Genomic DNA, 24,647 nt, shown 5'->3' with positions numbered 1-24,647 from the left:
CTTGCTGCTCTGGCGCCAGCGGCGCTCACATCTAGTGCAGGAAAATTATGTGTACTTATGAACAAGATTTGAGTGTTTGCACTCACATATGCGGTAAATGCATATGAAATAGACATTTTGTTTTCGTAATACAAAAAAGGAGGTCTGATGACCTCCTCTCTGCACGGTGCCGAAAGACTCACTGATTGGCGTCGGCGAACGCCTTCATCACCTCGGCGTGCTTCACCATGCCGTCGGCACGAGTGGCCAGGTTCTTGATGAACTCGGCCTTCTTGGCCGGATCTTCGATGCGGTCGTAACGCTGCTGCAGATGAGCCTGGATCTGCTCGGGGGTCATGTTTTGCAGCCGCATCATCTTGTCTTGGCGCTTGCCGTGGTGCTGGCCATCCATCATGGGGCCGCCCATGGGGCAGGGAGCGGTGGCTGCCGGAGCCGGCTGGGTGGCGACGGCCTCGCTGGCGGCCCAGGCGCCGAGGGGCAGACCGAGGATCAGGGTGGTCGCAAGCAGGGTCTTGGTCAGGCGTTTCATAAGGCTTCTCCTTCTTGGGTCAATGAGTGCAAGGTTTGCCCTTGCCTGACTCCATTACAGTCCCGCGACGTGTCTCAAGTGTGCCAGCGGCCCTCTTTTTTGTAGCAGAGTGTGGCACCGGGGATGGGACTCAATGCAGAAGAGGGCCCGCAGGCCCTCTTATCCCCGACCAAGGTTATTGATGCTGTGAGACAAACTGCTGGATCGCCTGGGCATGGCGTGTCATCCACTCGGCCCGCTCGGTGAGGTCCTGCAAGAAACGGCGCTGCTGCGCGGGATCCTCCAGGCTCTGATAGCGCTGCTGCAGGGCCGCCTCCATCTGCTCCGGGGTCATCTGTTGCATACGCTGCATGTGTTTTCCTCCCTGCATGCCCATGCCCCCTTGCATGCCCATGCCTGACCCCCACACAGGGCAGTCGGGATAGGGCATGGCTGGGGGATCGGCAGCCCAGAGGGCGAAGGGGGTAGCGAGAGCCGAGACGAGCAAGAGCCGTTGCAGATTCTTCATGGTGCATCTCCTTTGGGCGCCACGACGGGGCGTGCCCCGCTGGATTCTCACGCTCGGACCCCTTTTTTGTAGCAGAGTGTGCGCCGGCGCCCCTTTGCCACACTTTGACACAAACCGGGCCCCTCTTTTCCGTATACTCGCCCCAGCACAGCAAGAGAGGCAGCCATGAAACAGGATACCCCCCATATTCTGGTGGTCGATGACCACGGCGAGATCCGCGATCTGCTCAAACGCTTCCTTGAGCAGCACGGTTTTCGTGTCACCTGCGCCCGGGATGGACGGGAGATGAAACGACAACTGGAGGAGCGGGAGATTGATCTCATCGTACTCGATCTGATGATGCCGGGGGAGGATGGATTAACCCTGTGTCGCGAGCTGAGGGTCAAGTCCAACGTCCCCGTTATCATGCTCACCGCCATGGGTGAAGAGACGGATCGCATCGTCGGTCTCGAGATGGGGGCCGACGACTACCTGGCCAAGCCGTTCAACCCGCGCGAGCTGCTGGCCCGCATCAAGGCGGTGATGCGGCGCACTCACGCCGAGCCGGCCCGCGGGGTGAGCGAGCTGCCCGATGAACTCAGCTTCGACCGCTGGCGCCTCGATCTCAACCGACGCGAGCTGATCGACGAGACCGGGGTGGCCCACAGCCTCTCCACCGCCGAGTTCGATCTGCTCAAGGTTTTTCTGGAACGCCCCCAACGGGTGCTGAGCCGGGATCAGTTGCTCGACCTGGCGCGCGGTCGCGAGGCACAGGCCTTCGATCGGGCCATCGACACCCTGGTCAGCCGTCTGCGCCGCAAGCTCGAGCGCGATCCCAAGAGCCCCGAACTCATCAAGACCATCTGGGGGGGAGGCTACCTCTTCTCGGCCGAGGTGAAGGATGCGTAAGCTGTGGCCGAGCAGCCTGGCAGGCCAGATCATCCTGGTCGCCCTGAGCGGCCTGCTGCTGATCCAACTGCTCTCGGTACAGATCTACCGCTCGGATCGGGAGGAGGCGCTCGGCTTCGTCAACAGCCGCAACGCCATGCAGCGGATCTCCTCCGTGGTACGCCTGCTCACCCTCTCTCCCCCCGAGCTCTATGGCGAGATCCTCAAGGCGAGCCGCAGCGAGACCCTGCTGCTGCGCCTCTCTCCCGAGCCCCTGCTGCCCGACACCCGCAGCCCCGCCTTCGAGCAGTTGCTGCGCAGCCGGCTCGACTACCCCGCTCAGCTGCGTATCGAGATCAGTGCCGAGCTCAAGGAGGAGTCACAACGCAGCCGGGCCTGGCGTCACCACGCCCGCATGATGGGAGAGCGGCCGAGCCGATTGCCGATGGACATGCGTCTCTACGGCTCCATCGAGCTCGGCAACGGTCATTGGCTCCATTTCAGCTCCCTCATCGACAGCGAGGGCACCGGCTGGTCCCTGCGCACCACCCTCAACCTGCTGTTGGTCGCCACCCTGGTGATCGGCCTCATGGTCTGGTTGCTGCGCCGCGCCACCCGCCCCCTCAAACAGCTGGCGGCCAGTGCCGAGCGGCTCGGGCGTGGTGAGGACATTGACCCACTGCCCGAGAGCGGGCCGGTCGAGGTCCGTGGCAGCATAGTGGCGTTTAACCGGATGCAGACCCGGCTCAACCGTTTCGTGCAGGACAGAACTCGCATGCTGGCGGCCATCTCCCACGATCTGCGCACCCCCATCACCAGCCTGCGGCTGCGCAGCGAATTCCTGCCCGAAGGGGAGGATAAGGAGCGCATTCAGCAGACCCTGCAACAGATGGAGCAGATGCTGGCCGCCACCTTGAGCTTCGCCCGCGAGGAGGGGCTACAGGAACCGACCCGGGAGCTGGATCTGGTGAGCCTCATCGAGAGCCTGTGCGACGACTACGGCGACATGGGGGAGCAGGTCTTGTGCCACGCAAGCGGCAAGCTGGTCTATCCCTGCCGACCCGGCTCCCTGCGTCGGGTGCTGCAAAATCTCATCGGCAACGCCATCAAGTATGCGGGCAGCGCCGAGGTCACTCTGGAGCGGGAGAAGGGGCAGATCCTCATCTGTGTCAGTGACGATGGGCCGGGTATCGAGGAGCAGCAGATCGAAGAGGTGTTCAAGCCTTTCGTGCGCCTCGACGAGGCGCGCAACACCGAGAGCGGCAGCGTGGGGCTGGGGCTGGCCATCGCCCGCACCCTGATCCATCAGCACGGGGGCGAGCTGACCCTGCATAACCGTCCGCAAGGGGGTCTGGAGGCGCGCGTCACCCTGCCGTTGTGAGGGGGCATAACTGGGCCCGCGCCCAGGCGATCGCCTCTTCTTCATCGCCGAAGTAGCACAAGGCCTCGAAGGGCAACTGACTGAAGATCTGATCGGCCATGTAGCGCTTGAAGCCGCCCTCCAGCACCACAGCCATGTAACGGCACCCTTGCTCGGCACACCAGGCAAACTGGCGCCGGAAGCGGGCGATCACCTCGGGGCCGGCGGCTTCGAACTCGGTGGCCACCTCGACGATGGCCCAGTGGGTCCCCGCCAGAGGGGCGACTTGCTCGAAGAAGGGCTGCTCATAGGCGATCGCCCCTCTTAAATTGAAGGGGCCGCTGGGCCGGCAGATGACCAGCTGACCCTGTCGGGTCATGGAGAAATGACCATGTGGCTGCATAGAAGATCGCATTTTTAACCCATTTCTCTAAGGTAATGAATACCTTACCAGTTGTCGACCCCTTGTCACCAGCATGTTGCCTTGGCGTTACGCTCAGGCTGTCAGTATGATAGCGCCCCAACCTTCCCCTAACCGACACCTTTGGAGCCCAATGTGCACAACAGGGACATTGCCTTCTACCAGCGCGCCTGGCGCTGGCACTTCTTCGCCGGCCTGTTTGTCGCCCCCCTGCTGATCCTGCTCTCGGTGACCGGCATCATCTATCTGTTCAAGCCCCAGCTCGACGATCTCATGTACCCGGATCTGCTCATGGTGGCCCCGGTCGAGCACCCCATGGCCGCCGATCCCATGGCCATCATGGCCCAGGCCGAGATGCCCCACGCCGCCCTCACCAAGTACCTGCCGCCAGCGGCGCCGGATCGCAGCGCCCAGTTTGTGCTTCGCGACGGGGAGCAGGAGTGGACCCTCTTCGTCAACCCGGCCAGCGGCGCCGTGCTGGGGGCCCTCGACAACCACAACAACCTGCAGGCGATCGCCCGCGCCTTGCACGCCGAGCTGATGCTGGGCCAGGCCGGTGACGCGGTGATCGAGCTGGCCGCCGGCTGGACCCTAGTGCTGCTCTGCTCCGGCCTCTATCTGTGGTGGCCAAGGGAGAAGGTGGGCATGCAGGGGATCCTGGTGCCGCGTCGGGAGCGCCGCGGCCGCCTCTGGTGGCGCGACCTGCACGCCGTGCTCGGCTTCTGGGGCGCCGCCGGCCTGCTCTTCTTCGCCTTGAGCGGCATGACCTGGACCGGCATCTGGGGTGAACGCTTCGCCGATCTGTGGAACCGCTTCCCGGCCGCCATGTGGAACGAGGTGCCGAGCTCCAACCCTCTCACCCGCAGCCTCAACCAGGCGAATGCCCAGACCGTCGCCTGGGGAGCCGAGACGCTGCCGATGCCAAGCTCCCACGCCGCCCACCATGGCGGTGGCGACCACGACATGACCCCGGTGGCCGGTCGCATCTCGCTGCAGCAGGTGGTCGACATCGCCCGCGCGCGCGCCGTTGCACCGGGCTACAGCATCAGCCTGCCCAAGGGGGAGCGCGGCGTCTTCACCATAGGCCTGTTTGCCGACGACCCGCGCAACGACGCCACCCTGCACATCGATCAATACAGCGGCCGGGTGCTCACCGACGTGCGCTGGCAGGACTATGGCCCGGTCGCCAAGACGGTAGAGACCTCGGTCATGCTGCACATGGGCAAGATGTACGGCCTGCCGCACCAGCTGGTGATGCTGCTGCTCTGCCTCATGGTTCTCGGCTCCTGCCTCTCGGGCCTGTGGATCTGGTGGCGCCGCCGCCCGGCCGGGCGCCTCGGGGTGCCACCCCTGCCTGCGGCGCTGCCCGGCTGGCGCGGTGCCGCCCTGTTGCTGCTGGCACTGGGACTGGCCTTCCCCCTGCTGGGGGCGTCACTGCTCGCCATCTGGCTGCTCGACACCCTCTGGCTTCGGCTAGGCCGCCGGGCACAGGCGCACGCCTGACACCCACAACGAGTGAGGCCCCGAAAGGGGCCTCACTGTTTCACGCAGGGAAACGACTATCGCGCCAACAGGAAGCGGCCGGTGAGGGGCGCCACCTCGATGGCCTGGCTGCTGCCGCCGAGCAGGATCTTCTCGTCGGTCAGCAGATCTTCCAGGCTGCCGGCGCTGCCCAGCTTGCCGGCCGGCAGGGTGTAGCTCAGGGGGGCGGTGGAGACGTTGAGCAGGTAAACGATCTGCTCCCCGTCCGCCGATTTGATGTCGCCGTAGAGGCTCCCCTCGGCCACCAGCTTGCTGCGCTCGCCGCGATAGAGGGCCGGATGGGCGGCCCGCAGCGCCATCAGCTTGCCGAGATAAGCCTTGAGATCGCGCTGGTCGGCGTCCGGCGTGAAGGTAGCCGGCACCTTGCCGCTGCTGCGCGAGACGTGGTCGTCACACAGTCCCTGACCGGCGCACTCGCCCGACACCTTGGCGGCAAAGCCCGGCACCTCGTCACCCCACTCCTCTCCGTAGTAGAGGGTGATAGGGCCGGAGCGGGCGGCGAGGAAGCTGAAGGCCGCCTTGTGGCGCTGCCAGTAGCTCTCGGCAGAGAAACCACCGCGTTGCAGCAGATCGCCAAAACGCACCAGGTCGTGGTTACCCAGCATCAGGTTGGGCATGGCGTGGGACGGGTAGTTCTCCACCTTGTTCCAACTGGCGTCGAGCACGGCAGCCCCCTGCCCCCCCTTGCCCGACTCCTCCACCGCCAGCGCCTGCATCAGACCATAGCGCAGGGGAAAGTCGAAGGCAGACGGCAGGGCCGGCGCGTCGGCCGGACCATAGGTGGTACGACTGATGGCCTCGGCACCGTCCCACACCTCACCCACCAGATAACCCAGGGTACCCCATTGTTCCCCCTTGGCCTTGCGAGCGGCGCTGGCGGCTTCGACCGTCTTGCGGATGGCGCGCCAGCTGTCGAGATCGAGCTGATAGGCCTGATCGAGGCGCCAACCATCGATGCCATAGTGCTCAATCCAGTAGCGGGCCACCTCCTGGAAGTAGGCGAGACTCTGGGGCTGGCTGTAATCCACCAGCTGCCCCGGATAGCCGGCGCCACCGCTCTTGAGGGCCGGCAGGCGCCCCTCGGGGGAGGCCTGGCTCACCCCAACCCTGTTGACGTGGCCAAACACCCCGTCGAGGATGACGTACATCCCCTTGGCGTGGGCCGCGTCGATGAGCGCCTTGAGCTCGGCGTTGCTGCCGAAGTTGGGGTCGACCCTGAAGTAGTCACAGGCGAAGTAGCCGGTGGCGTCCAGGCGATCGTCGCCGCCCTGGCCGGCGCAGGAGTCGAACACCGGCGTGAGCCAGAGGGCGTTGATTCCGAGGGAGGCGATGTGGTCCAGATTCTGGCGGATGCCGGCCAGATCGCCCTGATGATGGGAGGGGCCATAGCCGACCCCGTAGCCCCGGCTGGCATCGCCGTCGACGAAGGATTCGACCATGACCTGATACATGCGCAGGTTACAGGCAGCCTGGCTCTGGCCGTAGCAGGCCCGGGAGCCCGGCTCGGGTTTGGTTTCTGGGTTGGTGGGAGGTGTAGGGTTGGGGGAGCTGCCGCCACTGCCGCCGCAAGCGGCGAGCCAGAGGGTGGCCGCGACCAGGGTCGCGGCGCGAGTCCATCCGTGTTTCATTGTTATATTCCCGCTGTGGAGTAAAAAAGAACCGAATCGGGCCCCATCATAGCGGGAATGAGGGGACCCTTGCCGTGATTGAAACCGTTACCGCACTACAGCGCCCCGGCGCTGCGGAAACGGTAGCTGACCCCGAGCCAGAAGGTGCGCCCCGGCTCCGGGATCCGCCCGCTCTGCTCGTAGCCGATATCGGCCTGGCTGGCGTGCACCGACTTGGAGAGGTGCTCGTAATAGAAGGTGTCGAACAGGTTGTCGACGCCGCCGGAGAGCTGCCACTCGGGGGTCACCTGCCAGGCGGCGCTCCAACCCAGGGTGGCAAAACCGGGGGTCGCGCCCTGATCCTGACCGGCCACGTTACCGGCACCCACGTCGACCCTCTCCTGACTCGCCACGGCGCGACCCACCAGGGTGGTGTTCCAGCGCTCCTCGGGCTGCCAGGTCAATGCCAGCTTGCCATCCAGCGGCGGCATCTGGGCCAGGGCCCGCCGCTCGCTCTGGTTGCTGCCGAAGGTGTAGGCGACACCGCTATCGAGGCGCCACTGCTCCGCCAGCTGCCAGCGCAGCTCCAGCTCACCACCCCGGGTCTCGGCATCCACGTTGCGCATGGCCGGCTTGCTACCGGGGCGGGCGGTGTAGAGCAGATAGTCGTCGAGACGGGCGGCAAACAGGGAGAGGGTCACATCCAGATCCCGGGTACGCCAGGCAAGGCCGGCATCCCACTGACGGCTCTGCTCGGGCTTGAGGCTGAAGGGCGTGGTGTCGCGGCTGCGCTCCCAGAAGTCGGGGGCCCGCTCGGCCTGACCCCAGGCCAGGTAGCCCATGAGCGGCGCACCGAAGCGATACTCGTAGCGGGCAAAGGTGCTGTCGAGGCGATCGACCACCTCTTCGCTCACCTGCTCCAGCTCGTAGGCATGGGTCTGTACCCGATCCCGGCGATAGCCGGTCTTGGCGCTGTGCGCCCCCCACTCCCCCCCCAGCTCCAAGAAGCGCCCATCCTGATCGAAGGAGAGCGTCTGCATGCGCGGCTTGCTGTCGTAATCGACCCCGCCGCGCCCCCTGTGTTGATCCCGGTTGGTGTCGAGACCCGCCGTCAGCACCAGGGCTCCTGGCAGGGCGATGTCGTTGGCCCAGCGCCCCCCCTGATTCTCACGATCCGGGTTGGAGAGGCGCTTCATTCCGTTGCTGGGGCGCAGGGAGAAGTTATCCATGATGTGATCGATGTAGTTGTCCCACAGGGTCAACTCGCTGCGTCGCCACCAGTCGTTGATCTCGAGCTGGCGCGCCTTGAGACCGAACGACTCGCGATCGAACTTGGGGCCATCCATCATGCGATCCGCGTAGGCGGCGCGGGCGTTGCTGCGCTCGGCGGTCAGCTCGATCAGGGTCTGCTCCGTGGGCGTCCAGCCGAGCTGGGCGATGGCGTTCTCCCTGCGGTAGAAGGAGCGCACCCGCTCGCCATGGCCATCTTCATAGTCATCGGCATCGGAGTGGGTGAACTGGGTACGCAGGTAGCCCGTTTCGGAACCCAACGTGCCGTCGAGCATCTGATCGTCCCGTCCGGCGCTGCCATAGAGTGCCGAGGCATCGAACATCAGACCCGGCTCACTGAACCTGGGTTGATCCCGCTCAAACAGGACGGTACCGGCCAGGGCTGCGCCATGCTCCAGAGATTGAGGCCCCTTGAGCACCCGGATGCGATCGAACGACTGGGGAAAGAGATAAGCCGTCGGCGGATCCATGCGCCCGCCGCAGCCACCCGCCAGCATGCCACCATCCACCTGTACGTTGAGGCGGGACATGCCCATGCCACGCAGCACCGGATCACCGCCGAGCCCTCCCTTGCGCACCATGCTCATGCCGGTGATGTTCTTCAGATAACCGGCCCCGTCGGCCGCCGGCATGGGTGAGCCGGGCTTTTTCGGATCCAGGGTCACCATCAGGGTATCGGCAGGACGCGAGGCCACCACCACCATGGGATCCAGCACCTGTACCTCGGCCGCGTGAAGAGGGAGAGCCATGGCGACCGCCATGGCCAGGGGAGTCAGCGAATAACAAGCCATACACTTTCCTTATGCTCTGTTTTTTTGTTGTCGTTTCCTCAGCCAGCCAAGGTTACCCCAAGGGAAATGTTTGCGATTGAGGCGCAAAAAAGGGCCTCATTAGCAGATGAGAGACCCTTTGGAAGCTGGTTGGAAAAATGTTGCGCAGGTTTTACGCCCTGGCAGAAAAAAATGCAATCACCCTAACCTTTCTGCAACTGGAATCTTGTTCAGGATCACAAAACTCAGTGGCAGAGGCTGGGGTGAGATTCGGACTCAATCAGGTGATAAATTTCATGGGCAGAGATGACGCAGCCGGATGGCCAGCTCAGGCGGTGGCGATCATCCAGGCTGACCCGAGCGAAGCTATTTTCATCGCAAATCCCGGCCAGCAGCGGCTGACTGCGCCAGGGGGCAAGGTCCAGCTCCCCCGTGGTACCGTCAGACAACACCACGAACAGGCGCCAGGGGGCGAGATACTCCACATCGATAAAGACCGGCATCCTTGACAGCTCCTATGATGGAATTTTGCCCATTATAAGGAGGTGGAGCCGGACCAGAAGTCAGGGGAAACGCACTCTATCCCGGAGACAAGTCACCCGGATGTAAAGGAGAAGGGACAGTCCACTTAGGGTCGATTGAAACAGGGAAGAGAACGGCTGAACCTGTGCTCGAACACCAACGAGGTCTCCAGATGGACCACTTCCTCCCGAGACGTGAAGTGATCGAACACGAAGTTGCGAAGGTGGTCGGTGTCGGGCACACACAGGTGCACCAGGAAGTCATCTTTGCCGCCCATGTGGAACAGGCTGATCACTTCGGGCAGCCCTATGATGGCGTCGCGCAGCTCGTCGATGATCTGCCGGCTGTGACGGGCCAGGCGCAGGGACACCATGGCTTGGATATGCCCACCCAGAGCCTGGTGATCGACCTCGCAGTGCGCCCCCTTGAGCACCCCCTCCCCTTGCAGCTTTCGCACCCGCTCGAGGCAGGTCGACGGAGCGACCCCGACCAGGGCGGCCAGATCCTTGTTGGTCATCCCGGCATCGCGAAACAGATGGGAGAGGATATCGAGGTCGAGTTGGTCCAGGTTCTTCATTCCTTTGTTTCCTGCTGCTTGACGACGCCTTCAGAGTGCCCGTTTGTCCCGGCAAACTCAATCGCCGGGAGTGAGCGCCAGCAGCAGACACTCATCCTGCCCCATCATGACGCGCCCCTGCAGGCGCAGACCGAGCCGCTCCAGCAGGCGGATGGAGGCATGATTCTCCGGCGTCACAACCCCCAGCACCCGCTCGATGCCCAGGCGACGTCGACCGTCCATCAGCACGGCCCGGGCCGCCTCGAGGGCAAGCCCTCTACCGCGAAAGGCGGGCAGGAAGGCATAGCCGATATCCACATGCTCCAGATGATCTCGTTTGACGAAGCCGCAGATCCCCATGGGCACGCCATCGCTGCGCCCTTCTACCATGCCGAGCCCGAAGCCGTGGCGGCCGTAGCTGACCCGTGGCCCCTGCTCTATGTAGTGACGCGCCTGATCCAGGGTACGCACCCCGCGATCGCCGATGTAGCGATGAAAGTCGGCATCGTTGAGCAGCTCGAGGATAAAGGGCGCATCGTCTGCGACCAGTTCCCGCAGGCGAAGGTGTTCGGTTTCGATCAACATGGGTGGCTCTCGGGTAAAAAGCACAGGGTGCCGCACGCAGGGGCGCAAAGGCAAGGGCGGTCTCCCGCCCCGGCTCAGGCCGCCAGCAGGGCGGCGAAGGGGTTGTCCTGCTCGCGCGCCTCCTGCAACACGGCGGCGCAGCGCTCCCACACCAGACCGACGCGGGCCGATATCTCTCCCGGCCACTCCAGAGGCGGAGCCTCGCTCACCTCGCTCTGGGCCGAGAGAACCAGGGCCAGATGGATAAGGGCCGCATCCGCCGAGAACTCGGGCGCCTTGATGGGGTTGTAGTGAAACTCCACCGCCTGACAGATGAAGTCGGGGAAATGCCACTGGCGCGCCAGCTCGGCGCCCACCTGGGCATAGTTGAACCCCACCACCAGTGCCTCGGCCTTGGCGCGGCCCTTGGTGGGCTCCAGATCGACGATGTGATGGATGGTATGCGCCGGCAGCCCGGCATGCATGACCAGCCGGCCCAGATCATGGATCAGGGCACAGGTGAAGGCCTCTTCTCCGTTACGCTTGGCCGCCACCGCCAGGCGACGAGCCAGCTCGGCCACCTCGAACACATGCCCCCAGTAGTGACGCAGGTCGATACCCGGAATATCGCGCATGGCGCCGGTCAGTCCGCTGGCCAGCACCATGTTGCGCACCACGGCCAGTCCCAGCCGCACCACGGCTTCGTTGACGGTGGCGATCTGGCGGTTGCCACCGAAGCGGGCCGAGTTGGCCACCCGCAGCAACTTGGCCGAGATCACCGGATCCTTGGCAATATGTTTGGCGATAGTCAGCAGATCCGGTTCCCGCTCGTTGAGGGACTGGATCAGCTCTCTGACAACCTCTGGAATGTTGGGAAGGTTCTGCGTCTCATCGAGCAGAGAGGCAATGCTGGGCATCTTGCGTATCCTCGCTGAACAGGGGCAACCCCTAGGGAGCAAGTATGTGTGCAAATCCCGGTGCGCGGCCCCGACACAAAATAAATGCGCTTTTCTGCCGTGATATACTACCGCCTCATCCCTGAGGAGATCCCATGAGCGATACCCTGTTCGACGAAGCCATGTTGCGCGAGATCGTGGCCAACCAGCTCTCCGAGCGTAACCCGCCTCACACCACCGCCACCCTGCTGCGCCTGACCATGAAGGGGTTGAGCCGGGAAGAGGCGACCGAGTATATCGTCTGTGCCCTCGCCGCCGAGCTGATGGCCATGGAGGCCGACGGCGCCCCCTTCAACCTGGAGCGCTATCAGGGCTTTCTCGATAGCCTGCCCGAGATGCCCTGGGCGGACGACGAGGAGTAACAAAAAAGCCAGCGAATGCTGGCTTTTTTGTTTCGATTATTTCATCGGCCCACCGGCCCCCTTCAACTCGTCCTTGGTACGCTTGGCCTCCCGTTTCTCTTTCAGGGTCATCTGCGGCTTCTTCTTGGCATCTTTGCCATGGGATTTACTCATGCTGTGAGCTCCATATCAGACCGAGACACGGCGAGACTCGGGACTGACCCGGTCTCCCTCCATATGCAAGCGGCGGTGAAAAAACGATCAACACCGACTCCAGCCTACACCGACTCCCGCCACGAAGCCAAGTCGCACTGCGCCCCTTTTACCCTGCTTTCATTATGGATTAAGGTAGTCTCATTGCCCCCTCGGGGGGCCCTCACTCTAAGGAGCAGAACGTGATCCAAAATAGTGAACGAGGGTATGGCATCGCCTCTATCGCCCTGCACTGGCTGACGCTGTTATTGATCATCGCCGTCTACAGCACCATGGAGTTTCGCGGCCTCTTCCCCAAGGGCTCTATCGAGCGCGACCTGATGAAGCAGTGGCACTTCATGCTCGGTCTTGGCATCTTCTTCATCGCGCTGGGACGAGTGGTATTGCGGCTGCTCTGGCCCTCGCCGCGCATCGTCCCCACCCCGCCCGCCTGGATGGAGAAGCTGGCCCGCCTCGGCCACCTCGGCCTCTATGCCCTGATCGTCCTACTCCCCTTGCTGGGGTGGCTGCTCCTGAGCGCCGCCGGCAAGCCCGTTCCCTTCTTCGGGGCCGAGCTGCCCGCCCTCATCGCCCCCAGCCCCGATCTGCGCGAGCCGATTAAGGAGGCACACGAGCTGATCGCCAATTTTGGCTATGCCCTGATTGCCCTCCATGCGGTCGCGGCCATCTATCACCACCACATCCTCAAGGACACGACCCTGACCAATATGCTCCCCCGCAGACGCTGAATTCGGGCGGTGGCAGACCTTGCATGAGCGCCTCATCTGTGGTCTGCTGCCTGACCGGCCCGCCGGAGTGCGGGTAAACCAACAGGGATGACATGACCGCGACCTACCAGACCCGGACCCGGATGGTGATGGAGAACCTGCGCGCCCGCATTCTCAGTGGCGAGCTCCCCGCCGGCGCCCCTCTGCGCCAGGATGCCCTGGCCCGCGAGCTCAGGGTAAGCCGCATTCCGGTGCGCGAGGCCCTGATGCAGCTCGAAGCCCAGGGGCTGGTCAAGTTCACCGCCCATCGTGGTGCTGTTGTTACCGAGCTCGAGAGCAGCACAATCGATGAGCTGTTTTATTTGCGAGGCCTGCTGGAAGCCGATACCCTGTTCCACGCCGTCGACCTAATGACTGAGGCCACCTTTGCCGAGGCAGAGGCTATCTTGGCCGAATTTGACCAGGCGCTGGAGAGCGGAACCCAGGTAGAACGCTGGGCTGAGCTGAATCATCGCTTTCATGCCACCCTCTATCGCGCCGCCGGGCGACCCCAGGCCCTGGAGCTTATCGCCCAGATCAACCTCAGCTGTGATCGCTACGTCCGCTTCGAGCTGCTCTTCGCCCACGACGGGGTAGAGAAGGCCGAACGGGAGCACGCCCACCTGCTGGCCCTGTGCCGACAGCGCCGCAAGCATGAGGCCGTGGTGCTGCTACAGCGCCATATCGCCGATGCGGCCCACTCGGTCAAACAGATACTACAGTCCGGCAAATAACCACTCGCTCGTAACTCATAATGGCAACTGACATGCAAACCCCTGAGATCATCGCCAACCGGGTCGTCCAGGTCCGGGATACCCTGAGATCCCTTGAGCTGGATGCCTTCATCGTCCCCCATGATGATGAGCATCTGGGAGAATACATCCCCGCCGACGCCGAGCGCCTCGCCTGGCTCACCGGCTTCAACGGCTCTGCCGGTGTCGCCGTCGTGTTGACCCACAGGGCGGCTCTGTTTGTCGACGGTCGCTACACGGTGCAGGCCCGCCTGCAGGCCCCGGGCGAGATCTTCGAATATCACCACCTGATCGAGACCCCCCACGTCGCCTGGCTGGCCGACCAGCTCGAGTGTGGCGCCCGGGTCGGTTTCGACCCGCGACTGCACAGCCTGAACTGGTATCGCGAGGCGAAGGCCCTGCTCGAGGAGAGAGGCATTGAGCTGCGCCCCGTCGAGCAGAACCCTGTCGACCTGCACTGGAGCGACCGTCCGGCACCGAGCAAGACGCCGGCCATCCTCTATGGGGAGGAGTTTGCAGGAGAGTCCAGCACCACCAAGCGTGAGCGTATCGCCGCCGACCTGAGAAAACGCGGCCTCGATGCCGCCCTGCTGACCCAGGTCGAGTCGATCAACTGGCTGCTCAATCTGCGTGGACGCGACGTGGAGCGCCTGCCCGTGGTGCTCGGCTTCGCCATCCTCTATGCCAACGGCACCCTGGACTTCTTCGTCGACACCGACAAGCTCGAGTGCTTCGCCTTCACCCAGCACGTGGGCAACGACGTTTCCCTCCACCCCATCGACAAGCTGGGCGAAGTACTCTGCCGACTCGGTGAAGATGGTCTGCGGGTGCTGGCCGACCCGGCCACCAGCAATGCCTGGAGCCAGCTCACCCTGGAAGAGGCCGGTGCCACCCTGGTGGCCGGTCAGGATCCGACCCTGCGCCTCAAGGCCAGCAAGAACCAGGTGGAGCTGGCCGGCATGCACAATGCCCACCAGCGCGACGCGGTCGCCGTGGTGCGCTTCCTGGCCTGGCTGGATCGCCTGGTGCAGAGCGGTGACCTTGATGGCGTGGATGAGGGAACCCTGGCCGACCGCCTCGAGGCGTTCCGCAAGGAGAGCGATCTGTACGTGGAGCCGAGCTTTGACACCATCTCGGCCCTGGGTCCCAATGCCGCCATGTGCCACTACCGCCACACCAATGGTGTGCCACGCCCCTTCGGCCTGGATGGCATCTATCTGGTGGACTCGGGCGGCCAATACCTCGACGGTACCACCGACATCACCCGCACCCTCTGCGTCGGTGAGGTGACCGAGGAGCAGAAGGCCCTCTTCACCCGCGTCATGCAGGGCCATATCGCCCTCGATCAGGCGCGCTTCCCGCGCGGCACCGCCGGCATCCAGCTCGACGTGCTGGCTCGCCTCCCCCTGTGGAAGGCCGGCTTCAACTACGACCACGGCACCGGCCACGGCGTCGGCCACTTCCTGAGTGTCCACGAAGGTCCCCAGCGCATCGGCCCCAAAGGCAATCTGGAGCCCTTGCTGCCGGGTATGGTGCTCTCCAACGAGCCGGGCTACTACCGGGAAGATGGCTTCGGCATTCGCTGCGAGAACCTGGTGGTAGTCACCGAGTGTGAGGAGCCGAGCGAGGTGCCCATGCTGCGCTTCGAGCGCCTCACCCATGTGCCGTTCGATACCCGCCTCATCGACCGCTCCCTGCTGAGCCCGGATGAGTTCCGCTGGATCAACGAGTACCACGCCGAGGTGCGCCGCCGCCTCACTCCCCTGCTGGAAGGGGACGATCTCGCCTGGTTAGAGCAGGCGACCGAGCTGCTGTAACGGGGTCGAACGACTCATCCCCCTCAATCCGGGCCCCAGTGGCCCGGATTTGTTTACTGGCTCGCCAACCGCAGTGGCGCACCCTTTCTTGATCCGCGTCATGGAGCCAGACGCCGGGATGACGACAATAGGCCCCCCTATGAATACGCTGACCCACCCCCGACTGCATCGCGAGCGTCGCGCCATGCACACCAAGATCAGACTCTTCTGCCGCCACCATCACCGCGGTGAGCAGGAGTGTGACTGCAAGCGACTGGTGAACGTGGCGGATAACCGGCTGCGCCTGTGTCGCTTTGGTGCCGACAAGCCCAACTGCGTGCGCTGTGATCACCCCTGTTTCCCGGCCGCCGGCCACCTGCGACTGCAACAGATGAGCCTGTGGGCCAGAGTACCCATGCTCTGGCGACACCCCTGGTTGACCCTGCGTCATTGGCTGGATGGCCGGCGCCGCAGCCCAATCCGCCCGGACAATCGTCCCTTGCCGCGCTAGAGCGAGGACGGCATACTCCCCCTCCTACTAATGGAGGAGAGTCGCCATGTCCCTGATCGCCCGCCTGCGACTGCGTCGCGCCCTCAAGCGTGTGCTCCCCCTGGCCTTGCGCCTGCAACGGGACTATGGCCCGGCCGACGCCTATACCCAGGCCCAGCTGGAGAATCTGGCTCATCGGGAACGGCTGGGCGCCCTCGCCCGCCAGGCCCTGCACGCTCTCTTTCGCCAACCTGGAGCCGAGGAGCAAGAGCTGCTCGTCTTGCGCACCAAGCTGGCCAGTCGCCTGTTCGACCCGGGCCACCCCTTCACCGCCCACGACCTGCTCACCCTGTGCAAACGCGGCGGCTGGCGTGGCGGCACGGACCGCACCGTCCAGACCCAGGGCGCCCGCTTCCACCAGTATTGAGTTTGAGGAACCGTCATGACCGCATCGCCCATCATCCGCCTGGCCCACACCGCCGATCTGCACGCCATCTGGCAGATCGAGTCACGGGTGTTTGGCGATCCCGTTTACCCCTCTTTTTTCTTCCGCCAGGCGCTGGATCTCTGGCCTGATCTGCTGATCGTGGCCGAGCGGGAGGGCGAACTGCTGGGCTATGTGCTGGGAGGGCTCGGTGAAGATGCCGAGCTGGGTTGGATACTCTCCCTCGCGGTGGTGCCCGAAGCACGCAGCCAGGGGCTGGCCCAGCGGCTGCTGGAGGAGCTGGAGTGGCAGCTGCGCAAACAGGGGATCCACAGGGCCAGGCTCACCGTGGATCCGGCCAACCTGGCCAACCGCCTCTACGAGCGGCTAGGCTATCAACTGGTCGCCGTCGAGGCCGAGTATTTCGGCCCGGGTGAGCCGCGCAACGTGCTGGAGAAGACGCTCCACTTCGCCATCGACGCCGAGAGCCAGGAGGCGCGCGCCTAACACACTTGGTTACAGATTTCAGATTTGCCTCTGCGCGCGACAGGGGTAGAGTGGAAGCGTCCAAATGTTGAACAATTTTTAAGAGGGTGACTCACCATGCTGAATACGAGCAAGAAACTGACCCTGCTGACCCTGATCGCCGCCGCCCTGGCTGGCTGCGCCAATAGCGACATCTACTCCGGCGATGTCTACACCGCCGATCGCGCCAAGCAGGTGCAGACCGTCACCTATGGCACCATCCAGGCCGTGCGTCCGGTCAAGATCCAGGCCGATGACAGCGGTCTGCTCGGCACCATTGGCGGTGCCGTGGTCGGTGGCCTGCTGGGTAGCACAGTCGGCGGGGGCACGGGTCGCGATATCGCCGCCGCCGGTGGCGCCATCGCGGGTGCAGCAGCCGGTAAGGCCGTCAACGACAAGTTAAACCAGGTCGATGGGGTCGAGCTGGAGATCCGCAAGGACACGGGCGAAGTCATCGCCGTGGTCCAGAAGGCGGACGCCAAGTTCCAGCCGGGTGCCAAGGTACGCATGAGCCAGGGGAACGGTCGAGTCAACGTCGCCGTCATCAACTGAGTCACGCCAGCAGAAAGAAAAGGCCCCATTCGGGGTCTTTTTCGTTTTTTTATGCCAGATCCTGCAGCAGATCACCGATTTGGGACAACGTCATTGACCCCTTTAGCAAATACTCAAGATACTGCTCCAGACTAAGGAGGGTGTATGCTGGATCAGAGCTGGCTGGAGACGGGGTCCGACAATGAGGACCAAGAGAAACTATTTCTGCGTCTCAAGAACGCAACCAGTTGCAGCGAAAACCAGCTTCAGGCTCTGCTCAAGTCCTCCCCCTGGCACCGCTGGCAGCCTCAACTTGAGGGGATAAAGCAGGCGGTGGCCCGCCTCAATGCCCTGCAGGCCGCCCATGAAGTCCCCGCCCCCATTGACCGCTTCTGCATAGCCGCCCGCCGCGATGCCCAACTCAAGATCCAGATCGACAAGGACAAGATGACGGCCTACGCCACCGTGGTGGCCGACTGGGGCGGTGAGCCTCTCACCCTTGAACGGCTGCAAGAGGCGATGGCCGCGGCCGGCATCACTGTGGGGCAGAGCCCCGATCTGGAGCGCCAAGCGGTGGCCGTGATGCACCATGCCCCGGCCGGTAGTGAACAGGTGCTGCCCATCGCCCGCGGCACGCCGGCCAAGAATGGCCTCGACTGTCGCTTCGAGCCCCTGGTCGAGACCCTGGCAGAACGGGTGCTCAAGCCCCGCGAGCTGGATCACGGACGTGTCGACCTGCGCGATCTCGGTACCTTCACCACGGTGCAGGCCGGCACGCCTCTGCTGCGGCGCCACCCGGCCACGGAGGGAGAGGCCGGCGTCAACGTGCAGGGGCAACCCCTCCCTCCCAAACCGGGTAAGGATGCCCCCCTCATCGCCGGAGAGGGGAGCGAGATCAGCGCCAGCAATCCCAATCTGCTGGTGGCCCAGCGGGCCGGCATGCCGAGGCACGACAAGAACACCATGGTGGTGGACAACCTGCTGACCATCAAGTCGGTGGACGCCAAGCACGGGCATGTGGATTTCAATGGCAGCCTCATCATCACAGGGGATGTCGAGCCGGGCATGAAGGTGACCGCGAGTGGTGACGTCGCCATCGGTGGCTTCGTCGAATCCGCCCAGGTGCAGGCCGGTGGCCACCTGGCCATCAAGCACGGGGCCATCGGCCATCGCACCACAGACCACAAGGCCTTCACCTGCCGACTCAGTGCCCAGGGCAACCTGACGGTCGCCTTCGCCCAATACGCCAGCCTGGAGTCCGATCAGGATCTGCTGATCCAGAACCAGGTCTCGCACTGCTACTGCCGGGCGGGTAAAAGCCTGATCGTCGGCGATGCCAGCGGTCGCAAGGGTACCCTGCTCGGCGGCCTCGCCATCGCCAACGAGAGCATCCAGGCCCCCATCATCGGCGCCCTGGCGGCCAACCATACCCGGCTGCAGGTGCTCGGGGGTTACTTCGCCCTCCACTCGCAAGAGCAAGAGCTGACTCAGGAGAAGAGTGAAACCCAGGCCATGTTGGGTAAGCTGCAGGCGCTTCTGATCAAGCTGGTCAAGCTCCCCCAGGAGAAACGGGATCGTGCCCTGCTGCTGCGCCTGAAGGAGCAGAGGGAACACCACATGGCTCGCCTGAAGGAAGTCAACGGCGCCCTCGAAGAGCTGCATGACGAGTTGGCGGCCGTGCTCGGCACCATCCACGTCACCGCCACAGTGCGCCTCTACCCCGGCGTCGAAGTGGAGCTGGCCGATCTCACCTACCGGGCCCAGAGCGAGCATGGGCCCTGCCGCATCCATATCCAGGAGGGCAAGGCCCAGCTACAGCCCTGGAACATGCCCGCCAAGGCCACTCACTGATCGTCGCATCGGCGGCGGCTTTTGAGTAGACTCTGCCCTCCCCGCCCTCTTCATCAGGTAGTTGACGTATGTACAAACTGATCGCCCTCGACATGGATGGAACCCTGCTCAACCATCAGAAGCAGATCTCCGCGCGCAACAAGGCCGCCATCGCCGCCGCCCGCCAGCAGGGAGTGACCGTCGTGCTCGCCTCCGGCCGCCCCCTGGAGGGGATGAGCGCCTATCTGGAGGAGCTCGGCATGATGGGGGAAGAGGACTACGTCATCTGTTACAACGGCACCCTGGTGCAGCGGGCGGCCGACCGCAGCGTCATCCGCAGCCAGTCTCTGCGCGGCCGCGATGCGAGCCACATCGCCAGCCTGGCCGCCGGGCTCGGGGTCAACGTGCACGCCTTCTCCCCGGTACGGGGCCTGATCACCCCGGCCCTGAACCACTACACAGAGCACGAATCGCGCCTCAACGATCTTCCCATCACCCTGCTCGACTTCGCCGAGCTCTCCCCCGAGGAGGAGATCCTGAAGGTGATGCTGGTCGACCCGCCCGAGCTGCTCGCCCCGGCCATCGCCCGTCTGCCGGCTGAGCTGCATCGGGAGTACACAGTGGTGCAGAGCGCCCCCTTCTTCCTCGAGATCATGAACCGCGAGAGCCACAAGGGTGCCGGGGTGGCGGCCCTGGCCGAGCATCTGGGTCTCACGCAGGGGCAGGTGATCTGCATGGGGGATGCGGGTAACGACAGCCACATGATCGAGTATGCCGGTCTCGGCATCGCCATGGGCAACGCCACCGAGGAGCTCAAGGCCATGGCGGATCACATCACGGCCAGCAATGACGAGGACGGCGTCGCCCTCGCCATCGAGCGTTTCGTGCTCGGCCACTGAGTCTTGCGGTAAAAACGATTCCCGTCACGGCCCGAAGAATTGCCTGCCAGAACTTCCCCTGGCAGGCTATCTTTTCCCCCATCCCTCCCTAGAATGTCAGCCACTACAGGCAGATTTATTAGAAGAAGGCCCCTCATGATCGACCGCTCGCTTCCCCTTACCGACCTGCATCGTCACCTGGACGGCAACATCCGCGCCCAAACCATACTGGAGCTCGGCCGTCGCCATAACATTGTCCTGCCGGCCGATGAGCTGGAGGCGCTGCGCCCCCACGTGCAGATCGTCGAAAACGAACCGAGTCTGGTGGCCTTCCTGAAGAAGCTGGACTGGGGGGTTGCCGTGCTGGCCGACTACGACGCCTGCCGCCGGGTCGCCTACGAGAACGCCGAGGATCTGCTACGCGCCGGCATCGACTATGCCGAGCTGCGCTTTAGCCCCGCCTATATGGCCATGGCTCACAAGCTCGATCCGCAGGGGGTCGTCGAGGCGGTGGTCGACGGGGTTCGTGCCGGCTGCCGTGACTTCGGCGTGCAGGCCAACCTCATCGGCATCATGAGCCGCACCTTCGGCACCGAGCAGTGCCGCCGCGAGCTGGAGGCTTGCCTCGCCCATGCCAATGCCCTGGTCGCTATCGATCTCGCCGGCGACGAACTGGGCTTCCCCGGTGAGCTCTTCACCGAGCACTTCCGCCGGGTGCGCGATGCCGGCCTGCGAGTCACAGTCCACGCCGGTGAGGCCGCAGGCCCCGAGAGCATGTGGCAGGCGATCCAGGATCTCGGCGCCGAGCGTATCGGTCACGGGGTCAAGGCCATTGAGGATCCGCGCCTGATGGATTATCTCGCCGAGCGTCGCATCGGCATCGAGTCCTGCCTCACCTCCAACGTGCAAACCAGCACGGTGGAGAGCTTCGAGCGCCACCCGATCCGCCAGTTCCTGGCTCACGGCATCCTCGCCTGCCTCAACACCGATGATCCGGCGGTCGAGGGGATCGAGCTGCCCCATGAGTATGAGGTGGCCGCCCCGGCCGTCGGCCTCAGCGCTGCCGAGATCCGTCAGGCCCAACAGAACGGCCTGACCCTGGCCTTCCTCGGCGACGCCGAGAAGCAGGCCCTGGCCGAGCGCTGCGCCGCCCGCGCCTGATCCCGCGCCGATGACGGGCCCGCCTGATGCGGGCCCTTTTCATTCATGGGCCGTTCACCGTCACTGGCTAAGCTGCGCGCGAACGGCAGGCATGGTGCCCGCCCCCTGAGGATGCCCCATGACATCGGCCCCCCTGAACGACCCCAAGACGACCCTATCGACCACCCTCACCAGCACGGCGCACGCCTTGCAGGGGGAGCGGGTCAGCCTGCGCCAGATGCTGGAGCTGATCGGCGAGCAGGGTATGTTGCTCTTCTGCCTGCTGCTCACCGTGCCCTTCCTGCTGCCGGTCTCCATCCCAGGCGTCAGCACCCCCTTTGGTCTGCTGATCCTGCTGATCGGTATCGGCATCGCCCTCAATCGGGTGCCCTGGCTGCCCCGCATCCTGATGGAGCGCCACTTCGCCACCGACCAGCTGAAGGCCACCCTGCACAAGGGTGCCGCCCTGCTGGCCAGGCTCGATCGCTACATCCGCCCCCGCCTGCTGATACTCAGCGAGAGCCCCGCCATCAACCGGGTCAACGGCCTGCTGATCGTGGCCGCCGCCCTGCTGCTGATGCTGCCGCTCGGTGCCATTCCGTTCACCAACACCCTGCCGGCCTGGTGCATCCTGTTCCTCGCCGCCGGCATGCTGCAGCGCGACGGCCTGCTGATCGCCGGTGGCTATACCCTGCTGACCGCCACCCTGGGCTGGTTTACCGCCCTCGGAATCGCGGCCCTCAAGGCGGGCCAGGGTGCGGCCAACCTGCTCGGCTAAGGGCCCGCTCAATCCACCAGCTCTAGCCCCAGGCACTCCAGCAAGGCGAGCGCCTCGAAGCGGGAGAAACGGGCCCCTTTGACCTCGTTCTCCCGCACGTCGATGTCATAGCCGGTGGCGTCGCTGAAGTCGGCGCCTCCCAGCCTGGTCTTGCGAAACTGGGCTCGGGAGAAGTCGCTCCCCCTCAGGCAGGCCTGAGTCAGGTCGGCATCACGCAGATCGGCATCATGGAGACCACACTCCTCGAGCACCAGTCGCTGCAGGGTGAGCCCGAAGAAGGAGGCGTGATGCAGGAGGCAAAGCTGAAAACGCAGGCCAAAATCCCTGTGATAGGGAGCCCAGGTCAGGCGCGTCCAGTCGACGCCCACCAGCTTGCATTCGGTGAAGGTAGCGTCGAAGAGCGTGGACCAGGCGAAGTCCACCATGCTCAGGTTGCAGCCAGTAAAGGTGCAATTGACGAAGGTGCAGCGCCTGAACTGTGCCCCCGAGAGGTCGCACTGGGTGAAGTGGCACTCTTCAAACTCGATCCCTTCGTGACGGCTCTCGGCCAACTCGAGCCCGCTAAAACGGCGCCCCAGGCAAAACTCATCGTCACTCCACTGTGTCGTCATGGTGTAACCCCTCTTTAACTGCTCCGAAGCTCGGCACTCGGTGTAATGAAAGAGGCAAGAGTAACACGCCGCCGCGCATAAGCGCGGCACCTCGAGGCCCTGGCGTGGCCACCCACCAGTCAGGGAATGGACGCCCCTTATGGCGACACTTACACTGCGTCGCCTCACAAGCCGACAGGCACCCATTGAAGCCCAATCGACCGACCGCAAGCAAAGGAATGGATAAGATGAAGTACATGAAGACAGGCGTGCTGATGATGGCAGCCGCTCTCGCAGGCTGCGCTCAATACGAGGTGTTGAGCGTGGCCGGCAAAGATACCAACCGCTGGAAGCTCATCCAACAGGGGCAAGGGGAGCAGAGCACCACCAGCGCCATCTATAGCGACGGCGTCTCGGGCATCATCTATGAACACGGCAAGGAGAGAAGCGCCTTCATGGTCGGCATTGGCAATGACCCGACGTGCGACGACACCATGCTCGTCGGCGAGAAGCACTACGCGGCCGAGCACATGCAGCAGCAAAAAGGGGGCTATAACATCTGCTGGCGCCTTGTTACAGGCCAGGAGGCCCATGCCATCGCCACCGACATGGCCAAGGCGACCAGCATCATGGTCAATGGCCGTGAGTTCGACGTGCGCGGATTCGATGCCCTCTGGAAGAACCTCTTTCGGCGCCAAGACAGGGATGCCGGCGCCACCTGATTCTCAGAGTGCACGCAATGAAATCTCGGCATCACAACCAGAGCAAATAATAAAAAGGGAGGCCTAAGCCTCCCTCACTGTGCCAGTTTTTGGATACTCAGCGGGCGATGCCCAAGGCCGAAATATTATTCGGGTCGCAGAACTCATAGCGATCGCAATAACGCACCTGATAGTCATACTCCTGACCGACCACCAGAGCATTCTTATCCGATGAAATATCGATATAACGCGTCTCGACGGGTTCGAGACGAGCGATCTCGATATACTTCATCTTGCTGGCATCGGCCAATTTCTCGGCACGGAAGATCCGGGTGGTCTTGTGCTGGCGATTCGGGAAACTAGTATTATCCATGTTCTCCCAGGCCAGCTGAACTTCACCCACCAGGTCCTGGCTGGTGCTCAGCGCCTTGGGCTGGTTGAAGCGCTCGTACTGAACCTTCAGCCCCTTGATCTCAATATTGATTCTATTACCAACGAGACTGTCAAAAGAGGGGAGAGTGCTGCCACACAAGGAGAGATAGCGCGGCAGGAAACCCTTATAAATGGGCTGATCTTTGTCATTATAGAAGCGCATGTTCACCTGAGTGCCACCGCTGACATAGGGGGCGGCTCTCTCTAGATCGGTGATCCTGGCCATCATGTGATTGTCGGGATTGCTCCCCGCCGCCACGCCGATCTTCATGAACATCGGGGCGCCATCGGGGCGAGGATTCATGAGGCCATCGGTACCATGCAGCTCAAAACCGCGATAGCTTTTATCTGACTGCATGTAGGAGCTGATTCTCAGCATACCGGCAGAAACGGACCCTTCCGCGTTGGGGCCAGTGTTATTGAAATTATGGCCAACCAACAGGGTCGCCCCTTCCGGCATATTCAGGCTATACATCTGGCAGCCATAAGTGATCTGCTCATATTTAGAATTGACCCAGTGGAAATATTCGGCATGGGCCGGCATCAGCAGAGCAGGAACAATGGCAAGCAGCGCAACTGTTGTTTTTTTCATCACAATAGACCTGACAACGAGAATGAGCCCGGAATTGTAATCCCTCAGTCCTGTCATAAAAGCCCCATATGGGCATTGACCGATGGGTATCAAATGAGGCATAACGCACGCGACGCGACACCATGAATTCACCTCACCAGATCCCCCCGTCGAGAAGTGGCCCGATCATATGCGTATCTTTCCCCTGCTCCTGCTCATCACCTGCTGCCCCTCACTAGCCCTCACTCACCCGCCGACCAAACCGACGTTCGAACCTAGCGAGCGAACTCACCTGGGCGACAACGCCCTCCCCGGCGAGAACGGTCGCAACGGTAAAGACGGCAGCAATGGCGAAGACGGTCGCAACGGTGAAGACGGCGGCAACGGTGAAGACGGCGGAAACGGTGAAAACGGTGG

27 protein-coding genes and 1 pseudogene are annotated in these 24,647 nt (G+C 63.5%); 17 read left to right on the top strand and 11 right to left on the bottom strand.

Translation table 11 applies throughout. From position 1 onward, the window contains the following. Positions 1 to 178 precede the first annotated feature (178 nt). Together BN1121_RS13910 and BN1121_RS13905 are read right to left on the bottom strand one after the other, a co-directional pair. Positions 179 to 529, bottom strand: a complete 351-nt coding sequence (locus BN1121_RS13910; RefSeq protein WP_005345506.1) for a hypothetical protein — start codon at positions 527 to 529, stop codon at positions 179 to 181. Positions 530 to 704: 175 nt separating this feature from the next. Beyond that, positions 705 to 1,037 (bottom strand): hypothetical protein, encoded by a 333-nt coding sequence (locus BN1121_RS13905; protein WP_005345504.1) that lies wholly within the window; start codon positions 1,035 to 1,037, stop codon positions 705 to 707. Between the two features lie 165 nt (positions 1,038 to 1,202). Here BN1121_RS13905 and BN1121_RS13900 point away from each other — a divergent pair, with 165 nt between their 5' ends. Together BN1121_RS13900 and BN1121_RS13895 are read left to right on the top strand one after the other, a co-directional pair. Then, positions 1,203 to 1,925 (top strand): response regulator, encoded by a 723-nt coding sequence (locus BN1121_RS13900; RefSeq protein WP_005345503.1) that lies wholly within the window; start codon positions 1,203 to 1,205, stop codon positions 1,923 to 1,925. Further along, the gene (locus BN1121_RS13895; protein ID WP_005345502.1) at positions 1,918 to 3,285 is read left to right on the top strand and encodes an ATP-binding protein; all 1,368 of its coding nucleotides are present in this window, start codon (positions 1,918 to 1,920) and stop codon (positions 3,283 to 3,285) included. The genes BN1121_RS13900 and BN1121_RS13895 overlap by 8 nt, the downstream gene beginning before the upstream one ends. Here BN1121_RS13895 and BN1121_RS13890 read toward each other — a convergent pair. Further along, on the bottom strand, positions 3,269 to 3,667 hold the full coding sequence (locus BN1121_RS13890) for a hypothetical protein (RefSeq protein WP_005345501.1): 399 nt from the start codon (positions 3,665 to 3,667) through the stop codon (positions 3,269 to 3,271). The two genes, BN1121_RS13895 and BN1121_RS13890, sit on opposite strands and share 17 nt — an antisense overlap. Positions 3,668 to 3,820: 153 nt before the next feature. Here BN1121_RS13890 and BN1121_RS13885 point away from each other — a divergent pair, with 153 nt between their 5' ends. After that, positions 3,821 to 5,188, top strand: coding sequence for a PepSY-associated TM helix domain-containing protein (locus BN1121_RS13885; RefSeq protein ID WP_005345500.1), 1,368 nt, complete (start codon positions 3,821 to 3,823; stop codon positions 5,186 to 5,188). 56 nt (positions 5,189 to 5,244) lie between these two features. On the opposite strand, the gene BN1121_RS13880 is transcribed toward BN1121_RS13885, so the two are convergent. The 6 genes from BN1121_RS13880 to BN1121_RS13855 form a co-directional block, all read right to left on the bottom strand. Further along, on the bottom strand, positions 5,245 to 6,855 hold the full coding sequence (locus BN1121_RS13880; RefSeq protein WP_005345499.1) for an alpha-amylase family glycosyl hydrolase: 1,611 nt from the start codon (positions 6,853 to 6,855) through the stop codon (positions 5,245 to 5,247). Positions 6,856 to 6,950: 95 nt separating this feature from the next. Continuing rightward, on the bottom strand, positions 6,951 to 8,915 hold the full coding sequence (locus BN1121_RS13875) for a TonB-dependent copper receptor (protein WP_043597978.1): 1,965 nt from the start codon (positions 8,913 to 8,915) through the stop codon (positions 6,951 to 6,953). A 224-nt stretch (positions 8,916 to 9,139) separates the two neighbouring features. Further along, the gene (locus BN1121_RS13870; RefSeq protein WP_005364054.1) at positions 9,140 to 9,397 is read right to left on the bottom strand and encodes a DUF2442 domain-containing protein; all 258 of its coding nucleotides are present in this window, start codon (positions 9,395 to 9,397) and stop codon (positions 9,140 to 9,142) included. Positions 9,398 to 9,522: 125 nt separating this feature from the next. Beyond that, complete coding sequence (locus tag BN1121_RS13865) at positions 9,523 to 9,993, bottom strand: Lrp/AsnC family transcriptional regulator (RefSeq protein ID WP_005364052.1); 471 nt, start codon at positions 9,991 to 9,993, stop codon at positions 9,523 to 9,525. Between the two features lie 57 nt (positions 9,994 to 10,050). Further along, positions 10,051 to 10,554, bottom strand: coding sequence for a GNAT family N-acetyltransferase (locus BN1121_RS13860; protein ID WP_043158347.1), 504 nt, complete (start codon positions 10,552 to 10,554; stop codon positions 10,051 to 10,053). Between the two features lie 77 nt (positions 10,555 to 10,631). Continuing rightward, positions 10,632 to 11,453 (bottom strand): HDOD domain-containing protein, encoded by an 822-nt coding sequence (locus BN1121_RS13855; RefSeq protein ID WP_005364049.1) that lies wholly within the window; start codon positions 11,451 to 11,453, stop codon positions 10,632 to 10,634. A 134-nt stretch (positions 11,454 to 11,587) separates the two neighbouring features. Between BN1121_RS13855 and BN1121_RS13850 the strand changes: the two genes are divergently transcribed. From BN1121_RS13850 to BN1121_RS13795, 12 genes are all read left to right on the top strand, one after another. Then, on the top strand, positions 11,588 to 11,854 hold the full coding sequence (locus BN1121_RS13850; protein ID WP_005364047.1) for a hypothetical protein: 267 nt from the start codon (positions 11,588 to 11,590) through the stop codon (positions 11,852 to 11,854). 374 nt (positions 11,855 to 12,228) lie between these two features. Next, positions 12,229 to 12,774, top strand: a complete 546-nt coding sequence (locus BN1121_RS13845) for a cytochrome b (RefSeq protein ID WP_005359115.1) — start codon at positions 12,229 to 12,231, stop codon at positions 12,772 to 12,774. 92 nt (positions 12,775 to 12,866) lie between these two features. Continuing rightward, positions 12,867 to 13,526 (top strand): GntR family transcriptional regulator, encoded by a 660-nt coding sequence (locus BN1121_RS13840; protein WP_005359112.1) that lies wholly within the window; start codon positions 12,867 to 12,869, stop codon positions 13,524 to 13,526. 32 nt (positions 13,527 to 13,558) lie between these two features. Continuing rightward, entirely contained in the window at positions 13,559 to 15,361 is a 1,803-nt protein-coding gene (locus BN1121_RS13835) for an aminopeptidase P family protein (RefSeq protein WP_005359110.1), read from the top strand. A gap of 139 nt (positions 15,362 to 15,500) precedes the next feature. Beyond that, on the top strand, positions 15,501 to 15,851 hold the full coding sequence (locus BN1121_RS13830) for a nitrous oxide-stimulated promoter family protein (RefSeq protein ID WP_005359107.1): 351 nt from the start codon (positions 15,501 to 15,503) through the stop codon (positions 15,849 to 15,851). Positions 15,852 to 15,897: 46 nt separating this feature from the next. Further along, a complete protein-coding gene (locus BN1121_RS13825; RefSeq protein WP_005359104.1) occupies positions 15,898 to 16,257 on the top strand; it encodes a DUF6559 family protein in 360 nt (119 codons plus the stop codon). A 15-nt stretch (positions 16,258 to 16,272) separates the two neighbouring features. Further along, positions 16,273 to 16,761 (top strand): GNAT family N-acetyltransferase, encoded by a 489-nt coding sequence (locus BN1121_RS13820; protein ID WP_005359101.1) that lies wholly within the window; start codon positions 16,273 to 16,275, stop codon positions 16,759 to 16,761. Positions 16,762 to 16,857: 96 nt separating this feature from the next. Next, complete coding sequence (locus tag BN1121_RS13815; protein WP_005359100.1) at positions 16,858 to 17,331, top strand: outer membrane lipoprotein; 474 nt, start codon at positions 16,858 to 16,860, stop codon at positions 17,329 to 17,331. A 144-nt stretch (positions 17,332 to 17,475) separates the two neighbouring features. Then, positions 17,476 to 19,161: a flagellar assembly protein A gene (locus BN1121_RS13810; protein WP_005359097.1), complete on the top strand. Its 1,686-nt coding sequence runs from the start codon at positions 17,476 to 17,478 to the stop codon at positions 19,159 to 19,161. Positions 19,162 to 19,229: 68 nt separating this feature from the next. Continuing rightward, a complete protein-coding gene (yidA, locus tag BN1121_RS13805; RefSeq protein WP_005359094.1) occupies positions 19,230 to 20,039 on the top strand; it encodes a sugar-phosphatase in 810 nt (269 codons plus the stop codon). 135 nt (positions 20,040 to 20,174) lie between these two features. Further along, positions 20,175 to 21,179 carry an adenosine deaminase gene (gene add, locus BN1121_RS13800; RefSeq protein WP_005359090.1) on the top strand — a complete coding sequence of 335 codons (1,005 nt, stop codon included), beginning with the start codon at positions 20,175 to 20,177 and terminating at the stop codon, positions 21,177 to 21,179. A 118-nt stretch (positions 21,180 to 21,297) separates the two neighbouring features. Next, the gene (locus BN1121_RS13795; protein WP_005359088.1) at positions 21,298 to 21,936 is read left to right on the top strand and encodes an exopolysaccharide biosynthesis protein; all 639 of its coding nucleotides are present in this window, start codon (positions 21,298 to 21,300) and stop codon (positions 21,934 to 21,936) included. An 8-nt stretch (positions 21,937 to 21,944) separates the two neighbouring features. Here the strand turns inward: BN1121_RS13795 and BN1121_RS13790 are convergent, their stop codons facing one another. Continuing rightward, a complete protein-coding gene (locus BN1121_RS13790; protein ID WP_005359087.1) occupies positions 21,945 to 22,547 on the bottom strand; it encodes a pentapeptide repeat-containing protein in 603 nt (200 codons plus the stop codon). Positions 22,548 to 22,774: 227 nt separating this feature from the next. On the opposite strand from BN1121_RS13790, the gene BN1121_RS13785 reads away from it, so the two are divergent. Next, positions 22,775 to 23,248, top strand: coding sequence for a hypothetical protein (locus BN1121_RS13785; RefSeq protein ID WP_005359085.1), 474 nt, complete (start codon positions 22,775 to 22,777; stop codon positions 23,246 to 23,248). Positions 23,249 to 23,345: 97 nt separating this feature from the next. Here BN1121_RS13785 and BN1121_RS13780 read toward each other — a convergent pair whose 3' ends face one another. Continuing rightward, a complete protein-coding gene (locus BN1121_RS13780) occupies positions 23,346 to 24,251 on the bottom strand; it encodes a hypothetical protein (protein ID WP_043158046.1) in 906 nt (301 codons plus the stop codon). Between the two features lie 169 nt (positions 24,252 to 24,420). Here BN1121_RS13780 and BN1121_RS20065 point away from each other — a divergent pair. Continuing rightward, a pseudogene (locus BN1121_RS20065) lies at positions 24,421 to 24,647 on the top strand (hypothetical protein); the annotation flags it as partial.

Origin of the sequence: Aeromonas diversa CDC 2478-85, from assembly GCF_000819805.1 — a bacterium.
Classification (GTDB): Bacteria; Pseudomonadota; Gammaproteobacteria; order Enterobacterales; family Aeromonadaceae; genus Aeromonas; species Aeromonas diversa.
This window is presented reverse-complemented; position numbering and strand designations above follow the sequence as displayed.